Origin of the sequence: Embleya sp. NPDC127516 (assembly GCF_044765325.1) — a bacterium.
Taxonomy (GTDB): domain Bacteria; phylum Actinomycetota; class Actinomycetes; order Streptomycetales; family Streptomycetaceae; genus Embleya.
Genome location: NZ_JBIWJT010000017.1, coordinates 176,534 through 198,695 on the forward strand (window position 1 = coordinate 176,534; position 22,162 = coordinate 198,695).

At 71.3% G+C, this 22,162-nt stretch carries 21 protein-coding genes and 2 pseudogenes; 16 read left to right on the forward strand and 7 right to left on the reverse strand.

Going from position 1 to position 22,162, the window contains the following annotated elements; all coding sequences use genetic code 11:
* Positions 1-452: 452 nt before the first annotated feature.
* On the forward strand, positions 453-1,088 hold the full coding sequence (locus ACIRL2_RS30835; RefSeq protein WP_395861281.1) for a hypothetical protein: 636 nt from the start codon (positions 453-455) through the stop codon (positions 1,086-1,088).
* A gap of 55 nt (positions 1,089-1,143) precedes the next feature.
* On the opposite strand, the gene ACIRL2_RS30840 is transcribed toward ACIRL2_RS30835, so the two are convergent.
* Complete coding sequence (locus ACIRL2_RS30840) at positions 1,144-1,569, reverse strand: hypothetical protein (RefSeq protein ID WP_402236361.1); 426 nt, start codon at positions 1,567-1,569, stop codon at positions 1,144-1,146.
* Positions 1,570-1,852: 283 nt separating this feature from the next.
* Positions 1,853-2,605, reverse strand: a complete 753-nt coding sequence (locus tag ACIRL2_RS30845; RefSeq protein ID WP_402236364.1) for a TetR/AcrR family transcriptional regulator C-terminal domain-containing protein — start codon at positions 2,603-2,605, stop codon at positions 1,853-1,855.
* A gap of 86 nt (positions 2,606-2,691) precedes the next feature.
* Between ACIRL2_RS30845 and ACIRL2_RS30850 the strand changes: the two genes are divergently transcribed.
* The 3 genes and pseudogenes from ACIRL2_RS30850 to ACIRL2_RS30860 form a co-directional block, all read left to right on the forward strand.
* On the forward strand, positions 2,692-4,155 hold the full coding sequence (locus tag ACIRL2_RS30850; RefSeq protein ID WP_402236365.1) for an MFS transporter: 1,464 nt from the start codon (positions 2,692-2,694) through the stop codon (positions 4,153-4,155).
* Between the two features lie 243 nt (positions 4,156-4,398).
* Complete coding sequence (locus ACIRL2_RS30855) at positions 4,399-5,046, forward strand: NAD(P)-dependent oxidoreductase (RefSeq protein WP_395861288.1); 648 nt, start codon at positions 4,399-4,401, stop codon at positions 5,044-5,046.
* A gap of 237 nt (positions 5,047-5,283) precedes the next feature.
* A pseudogene (locus ACIRL2_RS30860) lies at positions 5,284-5,442 on the forward strand (alpha/beta hydrolase); the annotation flags it as partial.
* 272 nt (positions 5,443-5,714) lie between these two features.
* On the opposite strand, the gene ACIRL2_RS30865 reads toward ACIRL2_RS30860, so the two are convergent.
* A complete protein-coding gene (locus tag ACIRL2_RS30865; protein WP_402236368.1) occupies positions 5,715-6,656 on the reverse strand; it encodes a helix-turn-helix domain-containing protein in 942 nt (313 codons plus the stop codon).
* A 233-nt stretch (positions 6,657-6,889) separates the two neighbouring features.
* On the opposite strand from ACIRL2_RS30865, the gene ACIRL2_RS30870 reads away from it, so the two are divergent.
* From ACIRL2_RS30870 to ACIRL2_RS30910, 9 genes and pseudogenes are all read left to right on the forward strand, one after another.
* The gene (locus ACIRL2_RS30870; RefSeq protein WP_402236370.1) at positions 6,890-8,353 is read left to right on the forward strand and encodes an MFS transporter; all 1,464 of its coding nucleotides are present in this window, start codon (positions 6,890-6,892) and stop codon (positions 8,351-8,353) included.
* 445 nt (positions 8,354-8,798) lie between these two features.
* On the forward strand, positions 8,799-9,623 hold the full coding sequence (locus tag ACIRL2_RS30875) for an alpha/beta fold hydrolase (RefSeq protein ID WP_402236372.1): 825 nt from the start codon (positions 8,799-8,801) through the stop codon (positions 9,621-9,623).
* A gap of 628 nt (positions 9,624-10,251) precedes the next feature.
* Positions 10,252-10,767, forward strand: a complete 516-nt coding sequence (locus ACIRL2_RS30880) for a MarR family winged helix-turn-helix transcriptional regulator (protein WP_395861294.1) — start codon at positions 10,252-10,254, stop codon at positions 10,765-10,767.
* On the forward strand, positions 10,764-11,519 hold the full coding sequence (locus tag ACIRL2_RS30885; protein ID WP_402236375.1) for an SDR family NAD(P)-dependent oxidoreductase: 756 nt from the start codon (positions 10,764-10,766) through the stop codon (positions 11,517-11,519). Before ACIRL2_RS30880 ends, ACIRL2_RS30885 begins: the two co-directional genes overlap by 4 nt.
* A gap of 69 nt (positions 11,520-11,588) precedes the next feature.
* Complete coding sequence (locus ACIRL2_RS30890; protein WP_402236378.1) at positions 11,589-12,542, forward strand: SDR family NAD(P)-dependent oxidoreductase; 954 nt, start codon at positions 11,589-11,591, stop codon at positions 12,540-12,542.
* A 235-nt stretch (positions 12,543-12,777) separates the two neighbouring features.
* Entirely contained in the window at positions 12,778-13,272 is a 495-nt protein-coding gene (locus ACIRL2_RS30895; protein WP_395861300.1) for a type II toxin-antitoxin system RatA family toxin, read from the forward strand.
* Positions 13,273-13,565: 293 nt separating this feature from the next.
* Positions 13,566-13,736, forward strand: a pseudogene (locus tag ACIRL2_RS30900) (TauD/TfdA family dioxygenase); the annotation flags it as partial.
* 360 nt (positions 13,737-14,096) lie between these two features.
* Positions 14,097-14,894 (forward strand): thymidylate synthase, encoded by a 798-nt coding sequence (locus ACIRL2_RS30905; RefSeq protein WP_402236380.1) that lies wholly within the window; start codon positions 14,097-14,099, stop codon positions 14,892-14,894.
* Positions 14,891-15,394 (forward strand): dihydrofolate reductase, encoded by a 504-nt coding sequence (locus tag ACIRL2_RS30910; protein WP_395861305.1) that lies wholly within the window; start codon positions 14,891-14,893, stop codon positions 15,392-15,394. Before ACIRL2_RS30905 ends, ACIRL2_RS30910 begins: the two co-directional genes overlap by 4 nt.
* Positions 15,395-15,730: 336 nt before the next feature.
* On the opposite strand, the gene ACIRL2_RS30915 is transcribed toward ACIRL2_RS30910, so the two are convergent.
* Positions 15,731-16,129: a DUF6223 family protein gene (locus ACIRL2_RS30915; protein WP_402236383.1), complete on the reverse strand. Its 399-nt coding sequence runs from the start codon at positions 16,127-16,129 to the stop codon at positions 15,731-15,733.
* A gap of 278 nt (positions 16,130-16,407) precedes the next feature.
* On the opposite strand from ACIRL2_RS30915, the gene ACIRL2_RS30920 reads away from it, so the two are divergent.
* Both ACIRL2_RS30920 and ACIRL2_RS30925 read left to right on the forward strand, forming a co-directional pair.
* Entirely contained in the window at positions 16,408-17,532 is a 1,125-nt protein-coding gene (locus ACIRL2_RS30920) for a sensor histidine kinase (RefSeq protein WP_402236386.1), read from the forward strand.
* Entirely contained in the window at positions 17,529-18,191 is a 663-nt protein-coding gene (locus tag ACIRL2_RS30925; RefSeq protein ID WP_395861311.1) for a response regulator, read from the forward strand. The genes ACIRL2_RS30920 and ACIRL2_RS30925 overlap by 4 nt, the downstream gene beginning before the upstream one ends.
* A gap of 420 nt (positions 18,192-18,611) precedes the next feature.
* Here ACIRL2_RS30925 and ACIRL2_RS30930 read toward each other — a convergent pair whose 3' ends face one another.
* Together ACIRL2_RS30930 and ACIRL2_RS30935 are read right to left on the reverse strand one after the other, a co-directional pair.
* Complete coding sequence (locus tag ACIRL2_RS30930) at positions 18,612-19,100, reverse strand: hypothetical protein (protein WP_395861312.1); 489 nt, start codon at positions 19,098-19,100, stop codon at positions 18,612-18,614.
* Between the two features lie 807 nt (positions 19,101-19,907).
* Positions 19,908-20,459 (reverse strand): AAA family ATPase, encoded by a 552-nt coding sequence (locus tag ACIRL2_RS30935; protein WP_402236389.1) that lies wholly within the window; start codon positions 20,457-20,459, stop codon positions 19,908-19,910.
* A gap of 769 nt (positions 20,460-21,228) precedes the next feature.
* On the opposite strand from ACIRL2_RS30935, the gene ACIRL2_RS30940 reads away from it, so the two are divergent.
* A complete protein-coding gene (locus tag ACIRL2_RS30940; RefSeq protein WP_395861316.1) occupies positions 21,229-21,381 on the forward strand; it encodes a hypothetical protein in 153 nt (50 codons plus the stop codon).
* A 326-nt stretch (positions 21,382-21,707) separates the two neighbouring features.
* On the opposite strand, the gene ACIRL2_RS30945 is transcribed toward ACIRL2_RS30940, so the two are convergent.
* Positions 21,708-22,022 (reverse strand): GNAT family N-acetyltransferase, encoded by a 315-nt coding sequence (locus tag ACIRL2_RS30945; protein WP_402236391.1) that lies wholly within the window; start codon positions 22,020-22,022, stop codon positions 21,708-21,710.
* Between the last annotated feature and the right edge of the window lie 140 nt (positions 22,023-22,162).

Sequence of the window (22,162 nt, forward strand, 5' to 3'; positions counted from 1 at the left end):
TGCGCGAAGGCGTTCTTCCGGTCGACGCCCTCGGCCCACCGGCGGAAGCAAGGCGCGTGCGGGTGATGGTGACCCCGACCGATCCGACCAGCGGCCCGGGCGGCGGCTCGATCACCGTCGGGCCGCTCTCGCGCAGGTCCAGGATCCCGCCGGAGTACGGCGTGTCGGAGTCGAGTGACGGCACGGCCCGTCGAAGCCTTGGTGCGGGTGACGACCGTCTCGGGTGGTTCCCCGCCACCCGCGCGACTCACGCTGGTCCCCGAGGCCACCCATCCCAACGGGCCCCATTGCGGAACCGATTACGTGGCCCGGATCAGGGTCGCGGAGGACGGCACCGCCACACAGGTCTGACGATCCGACGGCGCGACGCACGGCCGGGGTCGCCCCGGGCCGGGCGCGTTCGCGTACCGTCGGCCATGGTTACGACGGTTGGGACCGTGCAGGGGGATGCGATGGGGCTGCTCGAGGACTTCCGCAAGGCGTATGACGGGGCGCTGTTCGCCGTGGAGTGGGCGGAGCGCGGCGATCGGCTCGGCGTCGGGATCGACGCGGTGCTGAAGCCGTGGGTGCGCGAGCGCATCGCGCGCTGGGAGCACAGCATGATGTGGTGCGACAGCGACAGCGACGTCGTACACGCCGTCGACGGGCTCACCGCGATCGCACCGCTGTACGCCGAGCTGCGCCGCGAACTGGCCGCGGACGGGCTCGGGTTGCACCGGCCCGAGGCGCCGTGGCGTGCGATCGGCCGCATCCGCAGCGAACTGCCCGGCGCGGAAAGGCCCGTGGCGATACGGGCTCGCTCGCGCGTCCACCACCGACACGAGCACTACATCCTGTGTCGCGACGAGCCGGATCCGACGTCGGCCGGTCCCCAGACGTGGGAGTTTCGGGTGCTGAGCGCGCACCCCGGGGAGGCGGACGAGGCGCGGGCGTTCCCGCTCACGGTGCGGCCGGCGACGCGCGACCGGCGCGGCACCGTGCGCGTTCCCGACGAACTGGCGCACGACGGCGTCCGGTACGAGGAGATGTGGTTCGCCTTCGCGGCCACCGGACGGGACCTGCGTGAGGCGCCTGCGGGCGAGGACTGACGGGCCGACGCCCGGTCGGTTCGGAACTCCGGTTCGGTGCCGTCCGGCGACATCGTCACGGGGTTGCCTCGGGTGCGATGGTCGGATCGGGTCGGGGGAGCGTGTCCCGCTGTGGTGCCGTCCAGTTGCCGAGGAGTGGGAGGGAAGGGGCGGTTTCGGAGCCGGGGTCGACGTTGTAGACCCACAGGGTCTGGTCGCTTTCGCCGGGCGCGGGGAAGGACTCGTAGGAGAAGTGGAGGTCTCCGACGAGGGGGCGGTGGTAGGACTTGGCGCCGTGAGTGCGGCGCCGGTCGCGGTGGTCGTTCCACCAAATGAAGAACTCGCCTGATTTCAGGGCCAGTTCGCCGACGAGGTCGGCAAATCGGCTCGCAGGTACCGGGACAGGTGCGTGACGTATGCCTTCGTACCGGAGTAGACCGCGAAGGTCGGGATGTTGTTGCGCCGCGATCGACGAGGTGTTGGAGCACGTGCCCGCCTTCATTCTCGGCCGCCGCACCGACGTCCTGGCCTCCAAGCCCACCGGGCAGGCCGGCTGACCGGTGCGACGCCGCAGGCCGCCGCCCTCGCACGAGGGCGGCGGTCCTCGGCTCGGGCCGGTGATCCGGGCCGCGACGTCGACGGAGTGGCGGCGCCGTACGGCGCAGGCCGGTTCGTACGGGAGTGCCCATCCCCTTCTCCGCCCGGGGCCGCACCGCGGTGCTCGTCCGGCGTACACCGCAAGTGGTGCCGTCGAAAGGGGAGTTGGGTGTGCGAATGGCGCTCGGTCAGGTCGGCGTGGGTGCGGCGGTGTCGTCTTGGTGGGCTGTGGGCCGGCGAGGGGGTTGGGCGAGGAGGCCGTCGATGATCACGCGAAGTTTCCATGCGGCCCTGGCGTTCGGGTCGCCGCCGGTGAGCCTGGGCGCCAGGGCTCGCAGCGTGGGATAACGCTCGGCGGGCAATGCCCGGAAGGTGGCGTCGAGTCGGGTGGTGAACGTCTCGGGCCCGGTCGAGTCGGCGTCGGACGAGGGTTGTGTGGGGGCCCGCCGGGGTTGTGGGTCGCCGGCGTGCTCCAGGGCGGTCGAGTAGATGTACTGGCCGAGCAGGTCGATGGCCCAGGAGCAGGCGTCGTCGTCGAGTCCGCCCGCGCGGAGCAGGCGCGCCGTCTCCTCGGTCAGGCGCAGGCCGTGCGGGCCGGGGAGGGCGTCCCGCAGGCCGACGGAGGCGATGTCGTTGTGGCCGGCCAGGGCGGCGACGATGCGCCCGACGAGCAGTTCGAGGCGGGTACGCCAGTCCCCAGCGCCCTCGTCGGGCACGACCACGTCGGCCACCGCGTGGTCGAGGACGAGCGCCATCAACTCCTGCCGATCGCGGACATAGACGTAGAGCGAGGCGGGGCCGGTCTCGAGGGCCTGGGCAACGCGCCGCAGGCTCACCGCTTCGCAGCCCAGCTCGTCGACCAGCGCCATGGTGGCCGCCAGAACGGCGTCCAGGCCGAGCATGGATTTCGAGGGACGAGAGCGGGAGCGGGCTTGCGGCATGGCGCCATCCTATCTTGACGAATGCTGTTCGTTAAGGCACAGTGCTTGACGAACAGTGTTTGTTAAGACTGATGGGAAGACCTCTCGTGACCGTTCCCGCTTCGACGTCGCTTGCCCGTGCGGCACCGCTTACGGCCCATCCGCATCGGTGGCGGATCCTGGCGGTGGTGCTGCTCGCCCAAGCCCTGGACCTGCTGGACGCGACCGTGATGAACGTGGCAGCCCCATCGGTCCGCGCCGGGCTGGGCGGCGGCGCGGCGATGATGCAGTGGCTCACCGCCGGGTACACGCTCGCCTTCGGCGTCCTGCTGATCGTCGGCGGCCGGCTGGGTGATCGGTGGGGTCGGCGGCGGCTGTTCGTCCTGGGCGCCGCCGGGTTCACGGTGGCCTCCGCGGTGTGTGCGACGGCGCCTTCGCCGGCCGTGCTGGTCGCGGCTCGGGTGGCGCAGGGTGCGCTCGGCGCGTTGATGATCCCGCAGGGATTCGGCGTCCTGAGCGCGGCGTTCGACGAACGCGAACGCGGCCGCGCGTTCGCGACGTTCGGACCGGTGATGGCGCTCGCGGGCGTCGGCGGCCCCGTCCTCGCGGGCGGGCTCATCGCCCTCGACCCGGCCGGACTCGACTGGCGGCTGATCTTCCTGATCAACCTTCCGCTCGGCGTGCTGACCGTGGTCGGGGCACTGCGGTGGATGCCGGCCGACCCGGGGGACCCGCTCGTGCGGATCGACCCGCCGGGTGCCCTCCTGGTCGCCATGGGGTCCGCGCTCGTGGTCCACCCGCTGATCCAGGGCCGGGAGGCGGGTTGGCCGTGGTGGACGTTCGCGGAGATCGCCGTTGGCATCGTGGCCTTCATCGCCTTCGGTCGACGTCAAGGCACCAGCCGCTCGCCGGTCCTGGTGCCGAGCCTGCTGCGCAAACCCGCGTTCGTCGGCGGCCTCGCGGTCACCGCCGCGTTCTTCACCGGCCTCGGCGGACTGCTGCTCGTCCTCTCCCTCCACCTCCAACTCGCTCTCGGCCGGTCCGCGTGGGAGACCGCGCTCTCCCTGTCTCCGCTCGCCGTGGGCATCGGGCTCGCCTCACTCGTCGCCCCGGCGGTGGCCGTCCGGCTCGGCCGCTCGCTCCTGCACGTGGGGCTGGGGGTCGAGGCGCTCGGCACGCTCGGCCTGGCTGCGGTGGCCGCGTCGGGATCTCCGGCCTGGGCGCTGTCGATACCCACCCTGGTCGTGGGTTCGGGCGTGGGACTGGTGTCGGGCACCTTGGTCCAATCGATCCTGGCGGCAGCCGAACCCGCCGAGACGGGCAGTGCGTCGGGCGCCCTCAACGCACTCCAACAACTCTCCACGGCCCTGGGCGTCGCGGTGCTGGGCACCGTGTACTTCGCCGCCCACGACCCCGGTGCGCCCGACCCGGGAGCGGACGGCCTGGTCATCGGCGCACTCGTGGTCACCGCGACCTGCCTGGTCGGCGCTGCCCTGGTGCTCCTGCTGCCGCGTGACCGCGACCGCGGCCGCGACCGTGACCGTGACCGCGGCCGCAGCCGTGCCTCGTAGCCGAAGGACCGACCGGGCCGCGCCCCGGGTTGTCTCGGGCCGGCCGGTAATTCGGTCGCACTTGTGGACCCGTGGCCCCGTGGCCGTGGACCCGTGGCCCCGCGGACCCGCAGACCCGCAGACCCGCAGACCCGCAGACCCGCAGACCCGCAGACCCGTGCACCTGTGCACTCGTGGACCCGTGCATTCGTGCACCCGACGAGTGACCCGCATCAGACCATCGACCATGTGAGGAGCCCCGTCATGAGCAACGTCATCGTCTTCGGAGCCAACGGCCGTACCGGGCAGCTCGTCGTCCGGGAGGCCCTGCGCTTGGGCCACGACGTCACCGCCGCGGTGCGCGAGCCGGCCCGGTGGCAACCCCCGACCGCGGAGGACTCGCCCGGCACGGGGAAGTCGAACGTCGTGCGGGCCGACGTGCGCGACGCCGCCGGCGTACGCTCCGCCGTCGAGGGCCACGACGTCGTGGTCTCCGCGATCGGCCCGCCGGGGCGGCACGCACACCGGCTCTACTCCGACGCGGCGCGGACCCTGGTGTCCGCGATGGAAGGCGCCGGCGTACCCCGGCTGATCGCGGTCACCTCGGGCGGAGTCCACCACCGCGACCCCAACTTCCCCTGGTGGTACCGCAACCTCGTCACACCGCTGGTTCGGGAGCTGTACGACGACATGCGGTTGATGGAAACGATCGTCCGCCGAAGTGCCGTCGACTGGACCTTCGTTCGCCCCGCCCGGTTGCAGGACGAACCCCCCACCGGCAACTACCGCGTCCTCGACGCGAGCAACCCCAAGGGCGGCCGGAAGGTGACGCGCACCGACCTCGCCCGCTTCATCGCCCGCGAACTCGACGAGCACCGCTGGTCCCGCGCTGCCCCGACCCTCGCCGAATGATCCGCGAGGCTTGGGTGCTCCGGCCGACTGTCCGCTGAACGTTCGACCGCCATCCGGCCGTGCACACGCGGTTCCGCCGAACCAACGGGAGGAGACGACGGCCGAGGCCGAGGCCGAGGTGCCGATGCGCGGCGGCGACGTCGTCCCAGTCAGGCTCGGCGGCGCAGAGGAACCGCTGCTCGCAGGCGTCGGCGACGAACCTCCGGGTGCCCCGGTCGGCGGGCGGGACCGGCACCTTGGCGTGTCGAGCGGCCGCCGCGGGACCAGAGCCTGGCGTTGTTCGACGCCCTGGCCTCGGCCGAGAAGACGCTGCACGCCAACCCCGGCAGGCACGGGGATGTGCCGTCGTTCGAAGTAGACAGCTCGCCGAGGTTCTTCGCCCGGCATCTGAGCTGACACGAGATCGCAGTGCCCGGTGCGCCGGCCGGAGCCCGTTTCCGGTCGGCGTTCCCGAACTGGCGGCACCCCGGACGCCTGCTGTGGCACGGACTGGTCACCGCCGCGGCCGACGGTGCGCAGTCGCGTGCGCGGCGGAAACGGTGAACGACGTCGTCCGGCGCATCCCGTCGCACTCGGCCGAACCGGCCCGCGCCGGAACCGGGTTCCACGCCGCGCCGGTCGCCGCGCCGTCGAACACCAGTACTTCTCGGCGGCGCCGGTGCCGCGACCTACGCGTTCGCGCAGGACGACACGGAGGCGTCCGAAGTGGAGGCGTCGGACGGCGAGGTGTCGGACGATGCGGCGTCGGACGCAGGAGCCTCCGGCGTACGGGTACCGGATGCCGATTCGAGGCGCAGCATCGCCGCCTCGTCCGCCGTGCCCGGCTCGGCGTTGTAGACGACCATCCGCAGTCCGCCGGTGCGCGACAACTGCATCACCTCGAAGGTCAAGGTCATGAGGCCGACCTTGGGATGATCGAACGTCTTGCGGCCACCGCCGCGCTCGAAGACCTCGTAGCGTTCCCAAAGCCGTGCGAAATCCGTCGACTTGAGCAGGAGCTCGCCGACCAGGGCGGCGAGTTGCGGCGAATCGGGGTCGGCGCCGGCCACCGCGCGCAAGTGCGCGACGGACGCCGCGACGGTCTCCTCCCACGGCTGGTACAGCGTTCGGCCGGTGGGGTGCAGGAAAAGGTAGCGCGTGATGTTGCGCTGCTCCGGGGGGAGGTCCCACAGTCCGGGGGTGAGGCGCCGCCCGGGCGGATTCGCGGCCAACACGTAGTTGAACCGGTTGACGACGTACGCCGGGAGCGGGCGCACCGCCTCCAGCACGCGCAGTACCGAATCACGCACCGTGCGGTCCGTGGCCCCCGGGATATCGGAGGCCCGGCCCGCCGCGAGGTCGGCCAGTTCGTGGAGGCGCGCGTGCGCGTCGCCGCACAACCCGAGGGCGCGGGCCACGGCGTCGATGACGGCCGGCGACGGGTTGCTCTCGCGCCCGCGTTCGAGCCGTGTGTAGTAGTCGACGCTCACGCCGGACAGCGTCGCCAACTCCTCACGGCGCAGCCCGGGGGTGCGCCGCAGCCCATTGCCCGCGGGCAGCCCGACATCCTGGGGGCGCACGAGTGCACGCCTCGCCCGCAAGTACCTGCCCAGCTCGGTGACCTCAGCCATCGAACCATTGTCTCAGGTGGCGTTCGGAGGTGGGGGGCCGTGTCACTCCCCGGAACGCCCCGCCCCGGTGAAACGCGTCCTGCCACTGTTCGCCCGGGGCCGGGAGAGTTGTGCTCGTTGCGGGCGGCCCGTCTTCGGGGATCCCAGGGGGTGCGCGACACCGGGCCGCGGACCCGGAGGCCGGACCGCCCGCACGATCCAGTCCCACGGCACCACCGACGGAGGCCCCGCGCATGTCGACCAGCACGCTCACCGACACCGGTGACCAGCACACCCGCGCCGAGCCGACGGCCGACCCGTCCGCCGCGAGATCCGCCCGCGCCTCGTCCGACGTCGGCGCGGAGCAGCGGCCGTCGCCATTCGCGTTGGTCGCCGCGCTGCTCGGATTCACCGTGATCTCGATCGACGTGTCCGCGGTGAACATCGCGCTGCCGTCGATCCGCTCGTCACTGCACAGCGGGATGACCGGGCTGCAGTGGGTCGTCGACGCGTACACGCTCATGCTCGCGGCCCTGATGTTGTCGGCGGGCGCGCTCGCCGACCGGACCGGTGCGCGACGTGCCTACGCCTGGGGCGTGACGCTGTTCACCCTGGCGTCGCTCGCCTGCGCGCTGGCTCCCGGAATCGGCACGCTCATCGGGGCGCGCGTCGCGCAGGGCGCCGCGGCGGCGATCGTGATTCCGGCATCGCTCGCGTTGATCCGGCAAACCTATGACGAGCCCCGGCAACGGGCCCGCGCGATCGCGTTGTGGACCGTGGGCGGCTCGGTGGCGATGGCCGCCGGCCCGGTGCTGGGCGGGGTGCTGACGGAAGGCCCGGGCTGGCGGGCGGTGTTCCTGCTCAACCTGCCGATCGGGGTGCTGATTCTGGTCCTGCTGACTCGCATCGCGCCGTCCCCGAAGCGGCCGGCGCCGCTCGACCTGATGGGCCAGGCGACCGCGATAGTGGCGCTGGCGGGGGTCGCGTACGCGGTCATCGAGGGCGGCCACGCGGGCTGGACACAGCCGGGAGTGCTCAGTGCCCTGGCGATCGCGGTCGCGGGCGGTGTGGGCTTCCACCTCGCCGAGCGGTGGCACCGCGCGCCGATGGTCCCGCTGGAGATGCTGCGGCAGCGTTTGGTGGTCATCCCACTCACCGTCGGTTTCGTGATCAACGCGGCGTTCTACGGCGGGATCTTCCTGCTCGGCCTGTACTACCAGGAGCTGCGCGGCATGTCGGGCACCGAGGCCGGCCTGATGTTCGTGCCGATGGCGGCGGTCATCACCTCCACCAACCTGGTGTCGCCGCGTCTGGCGGAACGCATCGGGCGGCGGCCGGTCATCGCGGCCGGGCAGCTCATCATGGCGGGCGCGATGCTGGCCATGCTGCCGCTCGACGCGCACACGCCGATCTGGCTCGTGATCGTCCTGCTGGTTCCGATGGGCATCGGCGGTGCCCTCTCCGTCCCGGCGTTCACCGCCCAACTCATGGACAGCGTGCCCGGCGAGCGTGTCGGAGCGGCGTCCGGGCTGCTGAACGCGCTGCGGCAGACCGGCGGCGCGCTGGCGGTGGCCCTGTTCGGGTCGCTGGCCACAAGGTCCGACGGCAGTGGCTTCTCGTTGTCCGGCATGCGTACGGGCGTGCTGGCCGAGGCGGTGCTCCTGGCCGTGACCGCGGCCGTGGCGTGGTGGCTGCTGCCACGCGACACGAAGCGCTGAGCGTGGCCGGGGCCGCGTCGGCGCCCCGACCGGGGCCATCGGATCGTGGTCGACCTCGGCCGGATCCGGTTCCGCGACTGCGCCGGGTTGAACCTGCTGTTGCGTGCCGGGACCCGCGTTCGACATCGCGGTGTCTGTTTCCCGGTGACCGGAGTCGACGCACCGATCGTCGGGGAACTGTTCGCCCTGGCCGGTGGCATCGCCCCTGCCGGCGAAGGCGAACACCACCGAGCACCTGCCGGCCGGCCCTGACCTGCCCGCGCCTGCGAAGTCTTGGTGCTGATCCGAAGTCTTCGTCCTGAAGGGAGGCTTCGGATCGGGAGGCGCCAGGAACCATGGACGGTGTTGTTGATCATTTCGAGAGGCACTGGGCCTCATGCCCGGGGTGGAATCGGGCATGAGCCGGGAGAAACGTGCCGATCATGCGCAAAAGAGGAGGCCGAGGATGAGCTGGACGCCGGTCGAGGAGTTCGAGACGCCCGAGGGGGTGGTGCGGTGGAGGGTTCTCGGCAGCGGGGACCCGGTCGTGTTGGTGCACGGCACCCCGTACTCCTCCGTTCTGTGGCGGGACATCGCTCCGGCGCTCGCGCGTACCCGCGCGGTCTATGTCTTCGACCATCTCGGCTTCGGCCGGTCGGACCAGCGCGAGGGCCAGGACCTCAGCCTGGCGGCTCACGCGAGGAACTTCGCCCGGCTTCTCGACCACTGGGAGCTGTCCCGTCCCAGCGTCGTCGCCCACGACATCGGCGGGGCGGTGGTACTGCGGACGTTGCTGCTGGAGGAGAGGGACTACCGGGACCTGACCCTCTTCGACGCGGTGACCGGCGGTGAGTGGGAGCGAGGGCTCTTCCGGCTCATCCTCGAGCACGCGGACGTCTTCCGCGAGCTTCCGGACTACGCTCACGAAGCGCTCGTCGCCGCCCACATGCGGCACGCCACACACGTCGGCTTCCGACCGGGAGTCCTCGACGCGTTTCTCGCACCGTGGCGGGGGGCCGCGGGGCAGGCCGCGTTCTACCGCCAGTACAGCCAGATCAGGCAGGCGGATACCGCGGCGTACGAAGACCTGCTGGGCGGGATCTCGCTTCCCGTGCGCATCATCTGGGGCCGCGAGGACCGCATCCTTCCTCCGGAGTACGCCGAGTGGCTGCACGCGCGCATCCCGCACGCCGAGCTGCACTGGATCGAGGAGGCTGGCCACCTCCTCCAGGAAGACGCAGCCGGGCAACTGTCGGCCCTCCTGACGGCAGGCTTCCCCTCGGACGGGTGAGGAGGGGTCGGGCGTCGCTCCCGAGCGGGCCCGGCGCCCCGTCCTGGCGCCGGTGGCCGGTGTGCGAAGCACACCCGCGGGGTTCCGGGTGGCGGCCCACGACTCGCAAGCAGTCGGGAGACGGTGACCGTGCGGCGCGCGGGACCCGCGAGCGGACGGCGGCCCGTACCTCGTCACCGAGCACCCACGAAACCTGCCGTGCCATCGGTGACACGACCCGTTGGACGAGCACGGCTCCGCCGGAGAATCCGCGGCCTGCCGGGGGCCGTGGACAATCGCCTCCACCAGGGCGCTCCGGGGCGCGGGGGTGTTCGGTCGGCCGGAGGTTCCCGGGTTCGCGGCCCGGTAGGGGGCGCCGCACCGCGTTCGGCCGCGCGTCGGGCGGCGCGCCCACGCGTTCGATGGGATCCGAGACGGACCGACAGGGGCATCCGCTGTCGCCCGCCGATCACACGGGGGCGTCGGAGTCTGCCGCGCGCCGGCTGCTTCGCCGTGTACCCCGACTTCGAACATCGGGAGTCGGCAGCGCCGGGTGCCACAGCGACACCGGCTTCACGCCCCACCGCCCTGACAAACGCTGCTCGCGAAGGTCTTGTATCGATGTATTGATGCATGCAAAGGTGACGCCATGTCAGACGAATGGGCCGTGCGCCGGATCGAAGCGTTCGTCGGCCAGGTGGCCGACATGGCGCGGCTGCCGGGTTACCGCAACCGGCTGCTGGCGGTCGCCGGCGTCGAGTTGCACCCGTCCGGCCTGTCGATCCTGTCCGTCCTCGAACGCGAAGGCCCCCTCGGCGTCAGCGAACTGGGGGTACGCCTCGGCGTCGACCAGTCCACGGCCAGCCGCCAGGTCCGGCCGCTCGAGGTCGCCGGACTGGTCGCGCGTGATCCGGACCCCGACGACCGCAGGGCCAGCCTGGTCCGCGTCACCGAGGCAGGTCTGCTCCTGCGCGCCCGGGTGCGCGGCACATGGCTCGCCGACATCGCCTGGGCGGTCCGCGACTGGGACCCCGCCGAACGCGAGCAATTGGGTGAGCTCCTCGAGCGTTTCGCCGCACGCTGGCGCGATGCCGCCGCCCGGGCCGGCCTCGACGCCGCACCCCGCACCGACTCCGAACCGACCGACGAACAGGTGACCTCGTGACCGACCGATTCGACCTCACCGGCCGCGTGGCCATCGTGACCGGCGGCAGCCGCGGCATCGGCCGCGCCATCGCCCATGCCTACGCCCGCGCCGGTGCCGCGGTCGTGATCGCCAGCCGCAAGGCCGACGCCTGCAAGGCCGTGGCCGAGGAGATCGAGGCGGCCGGCGGGCAGGCCCTCGCCGTCGCCACCCACCTGGGCGAACTCGACCAGCTGAAGGCCCTCGTCGACGCCACCGTGGCGCGCTTCGGGCGCCTCGACATCGTCGTCAACAACGCCGCCAACGAACTCGCCCAGCCCGTCGGGCACATCACCCCCGAAGCCTGGGACAAGTCGTTCGCGGTCAACCTGCGCGGCCCGGTCTTCCTGGTCCAGTACGCGCTCCCGCACCTGATCGCCAGTGGCCGCGCGTCGGTCGTCAACGTGGTGAGCGCAGCCGTGTTCACGCGCGCCGAAGGCAAGGGCCTGTACGCGGCGGGCAAGTCCGCGCTGGTGGCCTTCACCCGCACGATGGCCGGTGAACTCGCCGTCCACAACATCCGCGTCAACGCGATGGCGCCCGGCACCGTCAAGACCGACATGGTCCTCAAGACGACACCCGACATGCAGGAACGCATGACCAAAGCGGCCCCGCTCAAGCGCATGGCCGACCCCGAGGAGATGACCGGCCTGGCACTGCTGCTCGCCTCCGACGCGGGCAGCTTCATGACCGGCCAGATCGTCAGCATCGACGGCGGCCTCACGGTCCACTGAGCCGTCGCGCCACCCGGCGCAACCGCACACCGACCCACCGGCAGGCCCGCCGACAAAGGAAGAGACGGTATGACCTTCGAGAACCGCGTCGCGGTGGTCACCGGCGCCGGAGGTGGGCTCGGCCGCGGCTACGCCCTGGAACTCGCCCGACTCGGCGCCCGCGTCCTGGTCAACGACCTCGGCGGCGGCAGCCACGGCGAGCCGCCCGCCGACGATCCGGCCGGGGCGGGCGAACTCGGCGCGGCCGAGCTGGTGGTCGCCGAGATCCGCGCGGCGGGCGGCACCGCGCGCGCGGACACGCGCGACATCAGCACCGACGCGGCGGGCGTCATCGGTGCCGCGGTCGAGACCTGGGGTCGCGTCGACATCCTGGTCAACAACGCGGGCATCTCCGGCGGCGGGGAGATCGACGCCATCCCCGACGCCGAGTTCCGCCGCATGGTCGACGTGCACTACTGGGGCAGCGTCGAGATGATCCGCGCCGCGTGGCCGGTCATGCGGGCGCAGGGGTACGGACGCGTCATCAACTCGTCCTCCACATCGGTGCTGGGCATCCCCCACACCAGCCACTACATCTCGGCCAAGGCCGGCGTCCTCGGTCTGACCCGAGCCCTCGCGCAGGACGGCGCGGCCCATGGGATCAAGGTCAACGCGATCATGCCGACCGCGTACACCCGGCTGACCGCCGAGATCCCCGACGACGGACTGCGGGCCCTCCTCGAACATTTCTTCAAGGCCGAATACGTCGCGCCGTTCGTCGCGGTGCTCGCGGACGAGAACGCCCCGTGCACCGGCGAGACGTTCAGCGTGGGCGCGGGCCGCGCCGCGCGGGTCTTCCTGGGAGTGGCGCCGGGCTACCTCTCCGCCGATCCCGGCGGCGCGACTCCGGGCGAATACCTCGCCAACTTCGACCGGATCCTCGCGACCGAGGGCCACATCGTGGCGACCAGCGCCATGGACGAAGTGGTGCTCTCCGCCAAAATGCTCGGCATCGACGCGGGCACCCCGACCGTCGGCACGTAAAGCCGGGCTCCGGCCTTCCCGATCCCAGGCTCGGTGGCGGGGTCGCCGGCCCGTGGGCGCTTGGCGGACTCCCGAATGGCCCAACCGTGTTTTTGCTCAAAGGTGGGTCGTACGCGAAATTGGTCGCGCCACACCACCTCGCGTTCCCGCCGACGCGTCGGCCGGCACGTCGATCGCGGGAGCGCACACCTCGCAGGCCGTGCGATCGCCCGGCGATCGCTTCGAAGGGACCGCCATGCGCCACCTCGAGCACACCGTCACCATCGGCGCCCCGATCACGGACGTGTGGAAAGTCCTGCTGGACGTGGAGGGATGGGTCCGCCTGTTCCCCTCGACCAGTGCCGCGCGGGTCACCGAGAGTTCGCCCACGCATCAGATCGTCGCCCTCACCGGGGACATCGGCGGCCGCAGCCAGTCGTGGGTCTCGCGGCGCGACATCGACGAAGTGGGCCGCGTCATCGACTACCGCCAGGTGGAGACCGCGCCCATGATGAAGCGGATGGCCGGGCAATGGCGGGCGGTGTCCACGTCGGACACCACGACGGAGCTCACCATCACCCACGACTTCGAACCGGCCGCCCCAGCAGCGCCGGTCGCCGAACTTTCCGCGGCCCGAGACCTCGGCGGTCTGCTGAACCGGGCGCTGGACCAGTTGGCCCCCGCCCATTTGGTGGCGATCAAGGCCGAGGCCGAGCGGGTCCACGCGGGAGCCCGAGCCCGCACGTCCTGATCGCGGGGGAACATGTCGCCGCACCGGGACGGCGCCGGCCGCCCCGGCAGCGCGCACCGACCCAAGCCGCTACGTGCTCATCGGGCGAGGAACCGTCACCGATGTCGATGTGGCGTCGGCCCCGCTCCGGTTCGTGTGTTCGCGGGGGAGAGGCCGTACTCGAGACGCAGGGAGCGTTGGTGAAAGAACGGTTCACCGCCGAACGACCGTACCTGTGGGATCGCACGCGGCCGGCGAGCCACTGACACCGGCCCAGATCGAAGCCCTCGACGCCTTCGAACGAAGTACTCGGCGACGAGAGGCTGTTCCTGCGCCTACCCCTACGCCGCGGAGACCTCCTCGTGCTGGACAACACCACCGTCCTGCACGGTCGCACCTCCTTCGTCGACCACCACCCCGACCCCCTCCGGAGCCGCTGCCTGGCCCGTTCCACCTCGATCAGGCCGACATCCCGATCGGCCTGACCTTCGACGCTCCCGGGGATGCCGAACTGCCACCGGCGGGTGTCGTCTTCTCCCGCGATGCCACCGCGCTGCGCGAGGACATGAACGCCGGCGGCACGACGGTGCGGATCGAACTGGAGCTGCGACAGCGGCGGGCGGAAACCTTCAGCGTGCTCACCGAGCCCCCGGACGCCACGGCCGCCAGACACGTGTTCGGCGCGCATGTGGACAGCGTTCCGCCATCTGCACCGCCGCCGGCCACGCCGCACTCCGAGCCGTCAGCCGCTGACCGGATCGGCCGCCGGTGTCCGGTGCGTCGCGGCGTGCGGGGGAGGCACGGCCGTCGAGTGCGGCTGTGGCAAGCCGGTAGACTCGACGGCCGTGGCGGACACCCAGTACGAAGACCTGTTGCGGTTGGTGCTCACCTCCGGGACGGCCAAAGCCGACCGGACGGGCACCGGGACTCGAAGTGTCTTCGGGCACCAACTACGCTACGACCTCTCGCGGGGGTTCCCGCTGGTCACCACCAAAAAGGTGCATCTCAGGTCCATCGTGTACGAGCTCCTGTGGTTCCTGCGCGGCGACTCCAACGTCGGCTGGCTGCGTGAGCACGGGGTCACCATCTGGGACGAATGGGCCGACGCGAACGGCGACCTCGGTCCGGTGTACGGCGCACAGTGGCGCTCCTGGCCCACCCCGGACGGCAGGCACATCGACCAGATCAGCGATGTTCTCGACACTCTGCGCTGCGACCCGGACTCCCGCCGGATGATCGTCTCCGCCTGGAACGTCGCCGAGCTGACCAATATGGCACTCGCGCCGTGTCACGCCCTCTTCCAGTTCTACGTTGCCGACGGCAAGCTCTCCTGCCAGCTGTACCAGCGCAGCGCGGACATGTTCCTCGGTGTCCCTTTCAACATCGCCGGCTATGCCCTGCTCACGCACATGGTGGCGCAGCAGGCCGGCCTCGAGCCCGGCGACTTCATCTGGACCGGCGGCGACTGCCACATCTACGACAACCACGTCGAGCAGGTGACCGAGCAGCTCTCCCGCACCCCGTTCGAGTTTCCCGAGTTGCGCCTGCGCCGAGCCGACTCGCTCTTCGACTACGCCTACGCCGATGTGGAGGTGCTCGACTACCGGCACCACCAGGCCATCAAAGCCCCGGTAGCGGTGTGAACGTCGGGCTCATCTGGGCGCAGACCCTCGACGGCGTCATCGGCGCGGACAACGCGATTCCGTGGCGACTGCCCGAGGACTTGGCCCATTTCAAGGCAACCACCCTGGGCCATCCAGTGGTGATGGGGCGCAAGACGTGGGATTCGCTGCCTTCGCGATTCCGGCCGCTGCCCGGCAGGCGCAACATCGTGGTGACTCGCAATCCACGATGGGCGGCCGAAGGCGCGGAACGTGCCGGGTCCATCACCGAAGCTCTGGAACTCGCAGCCGAATCGTCGGAACCGGGCGTCCCTGGTGCCGCATGGGTGATCGGCGGCGGGGAGATCTATCGTGCCGCCTTGGCATACGCCACGATGCTTTCGGTAACCGAAGTCGAATCGACGGTGGACGGCGACACCTACGCCCCGACACCGGACCCGACGTGGACAGTTGCCGAGGACAAGGGCTGGCAGTGCTCGACGTCCGGGCTGCGCTACCGCATCCGCAGCTACACCCGGTGACCGTCGACTCGCCACCCTGACCCGCGCCGATTCTCCACCGCCGAACGGCTCCGCTCCCACCAGGCCCACGGAAAGATCATCCTCACCGTTCCCTGAGGCCGGCACCGCCCAAGCCGCCGCCCCACAGGTCGCACTGCCACAGAACCCCGCACGCGGCACCGCACCTGACCACAGTGCCGCGTGCGGGTTGTTGTGCGTTGTCCGAGGACCGGATTCTGCTGCGCACCCGCGCACTTCGGCCTTCGGCGGGCTCTCGCTCGGCAACGTCGACCTTCGCCGGCGGCCCCACCGGGAGAACCGCGAGCCACTGCGAACACGCGCGGTTGGAGGGCGGGGTCAGACGCTCGGGTGGGTGCGGCGGGAGCGGGCGAGGGAGAGGGCGCCCAGGGTGGTGCCGGTGAGACCCACGATCAGGGCCACGTAGGCGCCGCCCAGTCCGTTGCCGCTGCCGAGGCCGCCGTCGGCGGTGGCCGCGACCAGTCCGCCGAGGGCGAGGGCGGCGAGTCCTGCCGCCACGGCCACGGCACCGCCGCGGCCGTGGCCGATGCGGCCGGCGCGGGTGCGGCCGGTGGCGCGGGCCAGTGCCAGTGCGCCGACGGCTACGGCGGTCAGCCCCAGCAGCGCGGCGGTGATCGCTCCGATGCGCCCCGCGCCCATGTCGGTGACACCGGCGGCGGTGGGCTGGGCGGAGACGTAGGCGGCTGCCGGTGCGGCAAGCACGGATCCGACGGACATGGGTGCTCCTTCTATCTCTGACGACGTTCTCTGACGTCTGACGACCTTGTCTGACGACCTCGTCTGACGACCTCGTCTGACGACTGGGTACCGCCCGAGCTTGTCCGCTCGCCCCGCTTCCGGTCGTCCGCCGGGCGCGGACACTTCGCGCTGCCACCGGGGCCGCAGCCGACTACCGTGCACGCCGCAAACGCCGTGCCGCTACCGCGGCTGCGGTAGCGGGCCGCTCATCCGCGAGCGGGATCCGTCCGCCCGCCACGCCGGGCTAGGGTGCGCGCATGGGCACAGGGCGGTTCGTTGTCGCGGCGGGGGTCAGGGACGGGGCGGTCGCCGTCGGTGTGGCGGGGGCGCTGCTGGCCACCGGGTTGTCCGCGGAGCGCTCCGCCGCTCCGCTCGACCTGCTCGGCTACGTGTTGCTGGTGGCCGGGGGCCTGGCTTTGGCCGCCGGGCGGCGGGCCCCGGTCGCGGTGCTGGCCGTCACCGGGCTGTGCGCGCTGGGTTATCAGGCGGCCGGGTTCGATGTGCCGGTCGTCGCCTACCTGTTCGCGGTGTACGCCGCGGTGCGGGCGGGGCACCGCACGGTCGCGGTGGCGGCGTCCGTAGTCCTGCTGGCCGTCCTCCCGCTCGCGGCGCTGGTGGATCTGCGCGAGGTGGGCGCGGCGTACGCGCAGGCCCGTGGCGCTTTGGAGATCGCCTGGCTGATCGCCGCCGGAGCCGCGGGTGAGGCGCTGCGGCAGGCCGAACGGCGCGCCGACGAGGCCGAGCGCACCCGGGAGGAGACCGCGCGGCGCCGCGCCGACGAGGAGCGGCTGCACATCGCGCGGGAGCTGCACGACTCGCTCACCCACCAGATCTCGGTGATCAAGGTGCAGGCCGAGGTCGCCGTCCACCTGGCCCGCAAGCGCGGCGAGGAGGTCCCACAGGCGCTGCTGGCCATCAGGGAGGCCGGCCGTGAGGCGAGTCGGGACCTGCGGTCCACCCTGGAGGCGCTGCGCGATGACGCGAAGGCCCCGCCGCCCGGGCTCGACCATGTCCCGGACCTGGTGGACCGGGCCCGCAGTCGCGGCCTGGACGCGACGCTGACGATCGAGGGCCGACGGCAGGTTGTGCCGGCAGCGGTTGAACGGACCGCGTACCGGATCGTCCAGGAGTCGCTGACCAACGTCGCCCGGCACGCCGCCGCCGCGTCCGCGTCGGTCCGCATCGACTACCGCCCCGACATCCTGGCCATCCGCGTCGACGACGACGGCGCCGCCACTCCGCACAGCCCGCCGCAACCCGGCGTCGGACTGCTCGGGATGCGCGAACGGGTCACCGCCCTGGGCGGCCGGTTGCGCGCCGAACCCCGCCGCGAGGGCGGCTTCACCGTCCAGGCCGAACTCCCGGTGGAGCGCACGCCGTGATCCGCGTCCTGCTGGTCGACGATCAGCCGCTGCTGCGCAGCGGATTCCGCGCGCTTTTGGACATCGAGGACGACATCGAGGTGGTGGCCGAGGCCGCCGACGGGCGGACGGGCCTGGAACTCGCCCGCCGGCACCTGCCCGACGTCGCGCTCGTCGACATCCGGATGCCGGTCCTCGACGGCATCGAGACGACGCGGCGCATCGCGGCGGACCCGGCGCTGGCCGGGGTGCACGTGGTCATCCTGACCAACTACGGCTTCGACGAATACGTGTTCGACGCGTTGCGCGCGGGCGCCGCGGGGTTCCTCGTCAAGGACATCGTGCCGGAGGACTTCCTGCACGCCGTACGGGTGGCCGCGCGCGGCGACGCCCTGCTCGCCCCCTCCATCACCCGCAAGCTGATCGACCGATACGTCGCCCAGCCACGTCACCCCGGCGCCGTCACAGGCTTGGAGGAGCTGACGAACCGCGAACGCGAGGCGGTCGCCCTGGTTGCGCAGGGCCTGTCCAACGACGAGATCGCCGCCCGCATGGTGATCAGCCCGATGACCGCGAAGACCCACATCAACCGGGCCATGAGCAAGCTCCACGCCCGCGACCGCGCCCAACTCGTCGTCCTCGCCTACGAATCCGGTCTGGTCACCCTACGCACCCCCTAGCTCCGCCATCCGAGCGTCAGCCGCTGTCCGGCACCGACACGAGGACCCACTCCTCGGAGGCCGGCCTGGAAGAAGGCGCTGCTTTTCCGGCCTGTTCGCCGTCAACGGCGACGCGTGACGGCTCGGCTCGGACACGACACCATGAATTGCCTTGTGGCGGCCGCGACCCGGCACGAGGTTGTCGGCCTCGACCGGCCGAGCCGTGTCGTGTCGGGCCGACTCGACCGTGTTTCGGAGAGCCTCGGCACCACCCTCTACGGCATCGGCTGTGCGGCGTTGTCCCGGCGGCCGTCGACCACGGTGGGGCCGCACCGTCGCGGCGGGTGTCCTGCGCTGATCGGCCGCGTGAGGCTTGAGCAGCCCCGACCGGTGTGTCGCGGAACCGGCCGTGCGGTCCGGGCTCTGCCGTGCCCGGCGTGGTCAGTGTCGGATCGCACGGCCGATGTCGGCCTTGGTGGGGCCCGAGAGTGTGCGGTGGCTGCGGGCGGTGGTCTTGGCCTGCTTGCCGGCGCCGACCTCGTCGACATCGACGACGACGACGTCCAGGATGTTGCCGGCGTCGTCGCGGAAATCGACGCTGAGCGTGTAGTCGGCGCTCTTGTCGGTCCCGTTGCTGACGGTCACCTCGGCCGTGGTGCGGTCCCCGTCGACAGCGGTCGGGCCGACGCTCGCGTCCGCCTTGGCGTCCACGCCGTCCTTGATCTCGTCCAGCTTGGACGCCGCGGACGCGCTCGCCGACGCGACGGCGTCCTTGGCTTCCTTGCCCGCGGATTCGAGCGCGGAGGCGATCGCGCTGGGCGTCGACGTGTCGCTGCCCCCGTCGTCGTCGTCACCGCAGGCCGCCGCGGTCAGGACCAGGACCGCGGCGATCGAAATCGCTCCCGCGGCACGCCCGCACCTGCTTGTCATGTTCGTTGCTCCTCGCGTGAAACCGCAGGACGAAAGCGCCCACGGACGAACACCCGAGTGTCCACACGACGGAACAGGTAAACCCTCGCAAACCCGCCGGACCGGATCGGCGAGACGTGATCGGGAGTCGGGGACGAACCCGAAACTCGCCCTTCCCGACTGCCGCATCCGCGACCACCGGGAGAAGCCGTCCATGGGCATGGCGATACGGGTTCCGCTGCGCGCGACACGAAAGAGCGGGGAACTCTCCACCGACGAGACGTGAGCGAAACTGCGCCGATACGGCGGTTCGACGCTCGTGGTGGCCACGGATTGGCGCCGTGCTCGGTCACGGCGGGGCGCTGTTGCGGCACCCGAGGATGTGGTCGGGGGTGGGGCTACCGAACTGTGCGGGCCGGCAGTTCGGCGATTGTGGCTGCGGCGTCGCGGCCGGAGGCGACTGCGCCGTCCATGTAGCCGAGGGAGCCCTTCTTCGGCCGTGGGTCGGATTCTTCCTATACGGCGTTCCGGTTGTCGCCGGCGCCGACACTGCCGGTGTGCGGGTGGCGGCGGCGGGGAGGTCCTCTCCCCGATTCCCTGACCCGCGTTCGAGCGCCCGGCGCGACCGCCCGCGGGATTGCGGGGCGTCGACCACACGCGCGGTCGACGCCGCCGCGACCACCCCGGACAACAGAGCGTGAGCGCGGGTAGCGTGTGGGTCCGGGATGGTTGGTGATCCGCGACGTCACGGCCGACTTCGACGGCAACCGGCTCAACCTGCCCCAGTCCTTCCCGGGCGTCAGTCCGCCGTCGTCGGTTGCGGTGTCATCAGCGTGGACCGGCGGGGTGGGCTGCCCGGACGAAGGAGATGATCTCCTCCATGGACGGGTTGTAGCCCTTCGAGGTGTCCACGGTCAGGGTGGGCACGTCCGGCGAGGTGGGGACGACGGATTCGAGGGTGTGTTCTTCGGCGGTGATGGCGTCGGGGAGGTCGTGATCGACGGGTGCGGATCGATGGTTGTTCTCCCGTGCGCGCTGCGCGATTCGATCGTGGGCGATCGATGTCGGGACCGTGCAGTGCACGACGCGGGTCCGGGCGATACGGCTGAGCGGTTCCAGTTTCGGGCGCCACAGCCGGTCCGGGAACGTGGCCTCGACGACCACCGAGGCCCCGGCCCGAACGAGGACCTTCAGTACATCGAAGACGGCGTCCGGCGGCCGATGGCCAAGAGGATTTCCGCCACCGCCACCGCTTCGGTCTTCGGGGGTGTACATGACCATGCCGCGTGCGATGTCGTCACGGATGATCGCGGGGCAGCCGAGGTCATCCGCGAGTGCGTGGACGAGGGTTGTTTTCCCGGAACCGGGTCCCCCACTCACGACAGCAAGAATTTGTGGCGTCATGGCACTCTCTCGGGTTCGGTCTGGCCGGACAGGGCGACGGCGGAGCAGCGGCAGGACGAGATGTGCGGCACAGCGTTCTCGGCGACGCAACCACGAAGGAATCCGGGCCCGCGGCACATTCTCATTCTGGCGCACTCGAACTCGCGCCCACGACCGGGTGGTTGCGGCGTCCACTCTTTCGCCGGCCGGTGACTTCCGCCGACGTCTGCCCGGGTCCACCGGATCCCGGCCGGTCGACCGGCCCTACCGATGAGCGAGGACGGGCGTGTCCACCGACGAGGAACAGGACGCGTTGGGCGGCCGGTTCGAGAGGTGTGCCATCAGGTGACACTTGTACAGCCCGCGACTTCCCGGGCCGAACGCGAGCATTTACGCTCGAGTCCAGCGCCAAGCGGCACGACGCCGGGGGTTGGCAGTGGCTACGAACAACACGCCCGAACAACGAGGCACCACGGCGGCGCGGGGGCGAAGGGCCGCCGGCACGAGGACCTTCACGGATGTCCTCCACGGTGCGGTGTCCAGACGCTCGGCCAGACAGCCCGAGGACGACCTCGACGACCTTCGACAAGGCGTTCCGATCTTCGTCTCCGCCTTCGCACGCCAGGGGACGCGGTTCAAACAAGGTCTCCTTGTCCTCGATTCGACCGCCGCCGTCCCCGTCGTCTGGCGGCCCTACCGCCCCTTCCGGGGGCATGGCCACGGCATCCCGCTGCTCCAGCCCCACTCGGTGCCGACGGTCGGACCCGTGACGGGCCCCGGGTCCCGGTCCATCAAGCGGGGCCTCTTCCACCTGCTCACCACGCGAGCGGACGACCAACTCTGGGAACTCGCAGTGCCGACCGTCGATATCGACCTGGTCCGCACAGCCCTGGACGCGGCGAATCACAGAGCTGATTGAACGGTTCGCAATCCACGGCCTCGGGTCCAGCCGCCACCGCCCGGGGCGGCCGGCATTCGCGCGAAGAACGGCGTGTCATCGAGCGGCGCGACCAACGCCCGAAGTCGCATGCCGGCCGCGACCGTTCCCTACGCAGGCGGCCCGCCGAAATCTCGTCGAGGTCACGACTCGGTCCGCCATGGAGCTTGGGCCGGAGCGGCGACCGGCGGCCGATGACGTTTCACCCGGCGCCGTCGGCGTGCTGCCTCGGGCGAGCGGACACACCGTGACGGTCGATGGCCGGCACGCCGACCACCTCTCGGATGGCAGCGCTTCGGCAGCCGAGGTCAGAGCCCGAAGGCCGCGCGGCGGGACTCGGGGACCAAGTCGGCATACTCCGGGTGCTTACGCATCCAACCACGGATGAAGGGGCAGTACGGGAGCACGGCGAGCCCGCGTTCACGCACCGCGTCGAGCGCCGCACGGGCGAGCGTCCCGCCGAGCCCCTGCCCTTCGAACCGGGGATCGATCTCCGTGTGAATGAAGGCGATCTCCTCGTCGTGCAGGAAGTACTCGGTGAAGCCCGCGAGTTCGAGAGCGTCCTCACCCGCGAGAATCTCGTATCGCGACTTCTCGGGATTGTCGACGACCTTGGTCCCCATACGTACTCCTGTGCTCATGACCGATCCGGCGAAATCGCATCGTACGCGGCCGCACCGGCCCCACTGTTGCCGCGTGGAGGCGGCGGTCCTGCCGGGGCCTTTCCGGCGGGGCCGAACGCTCCACTATCGGCGAAACGCCC

Excerpts from the sequence above, each read along its gene's own strand:
- ACIRL2_RS30865 (WP_402236368.1), bottom strand. The coding sequence starts at position 6,656 with ATGGCTGAGGTCACCGAGCTGGGCAGGTACTTGCGGGCGAGGCGTGCA.
- ACIRL2_RS30890 (WP_402236378.1), top strand. The coding sequence starts at position 11,589 with ATGACCTTCGAGAACCGCGTCGCGGTGGTCACCGGCGCCGGAGGTGGG.
- ACIRL2_RS30895 (WP_395861300.1), top strand. The coding sequence starts at position 12,778 with ATGCGCCACCTCGAGCACACCGTCACCATCGGCGCCCCGATCACGGAC.
- ACIRL2_RS30835 (WP_395861281.1), top strand. The coding sequence starts at position 453 with ATGGGGCTGCTCGAGGACTTCCGCAAGGCGTATGACGGGGCGCTGTTC.
- ACIRL2_RS30930 (WP_395861312.1), bottom strand. The coding sequence starts at position 19,100 with ATGACAAGCAGGTGCGGGCGTGCCGCGGGAGCGATTTCGATCGCCGCG.
- ACIRL2_RS30915 (WP_402236383.1), bottom strand. The coding sequence starts at position 16,129 with ATGTCCGTCGGATCCGTGCTTGCCGCACCGGCAGCCGCCTACGTCTCC.
- ACIRL2_RS30875 (WP_402236372.1), top strand. The coding sequence starts at position 8,799 with ATGAGCTGGACGCCGGTCGAGGAGTTCGAGACGCCCGAGGGGGTGGTG.
- ACIRL2_RS30845 (WP_402236364.1), bottom strand. The coding sequence starts at position 2,605 with ATGCCGCAAGCCCGCTCCCGCTCTCGTCCCTCGAAATCCATGCTCGGC.
- ACIRL2_RS30880 (WP_395861294.1), top strand. The coding sequence starts at position 10,252 with ATGTCAGACGAATGGGCCGTGCGCCGGATCGAAGCGTTCGTCGGCCAG.
- ACIRL2_RS30870 (WP_402236370.1), top strand. The coding sequence starts at position 6,890 with ATGTCGACCAGCACGCTCACCGACACCGGTGACCAGCACACCCGCGCC.
- ACIRL2_RS30855 (WP_395861288.1), top strand. The coding sequence starts at position 4,399 with ATGAGCAACGTCATCGTCTTCGGAGCCAACGGCCGTACCGGGCAGCTC.
- ACIRL2_RS30945 (WP_402236391.1), bottom strand. The coding sequence starts at position 22,022 with ATGGGGACCAAGGTCGTCGACAATCCCGAGAAGTCGCGATACGAGATT.
- ACIRL2_RS30920 (WP_402236386.1), top strand. The coding sequence starts at position 16,408 with ATGGGCACAGGGCGGTTCGTTGTCGCGGCGGGGGTCAGGGACGGGGCG.
- ACIRL2_RS30840 (WP_402236361.1), bottom strand. The coding sequence starts at position 1,569 with ATGAAGGCGGGCACGTGCTCCAACACCTCGTCGATCGCGGCGCAACAA.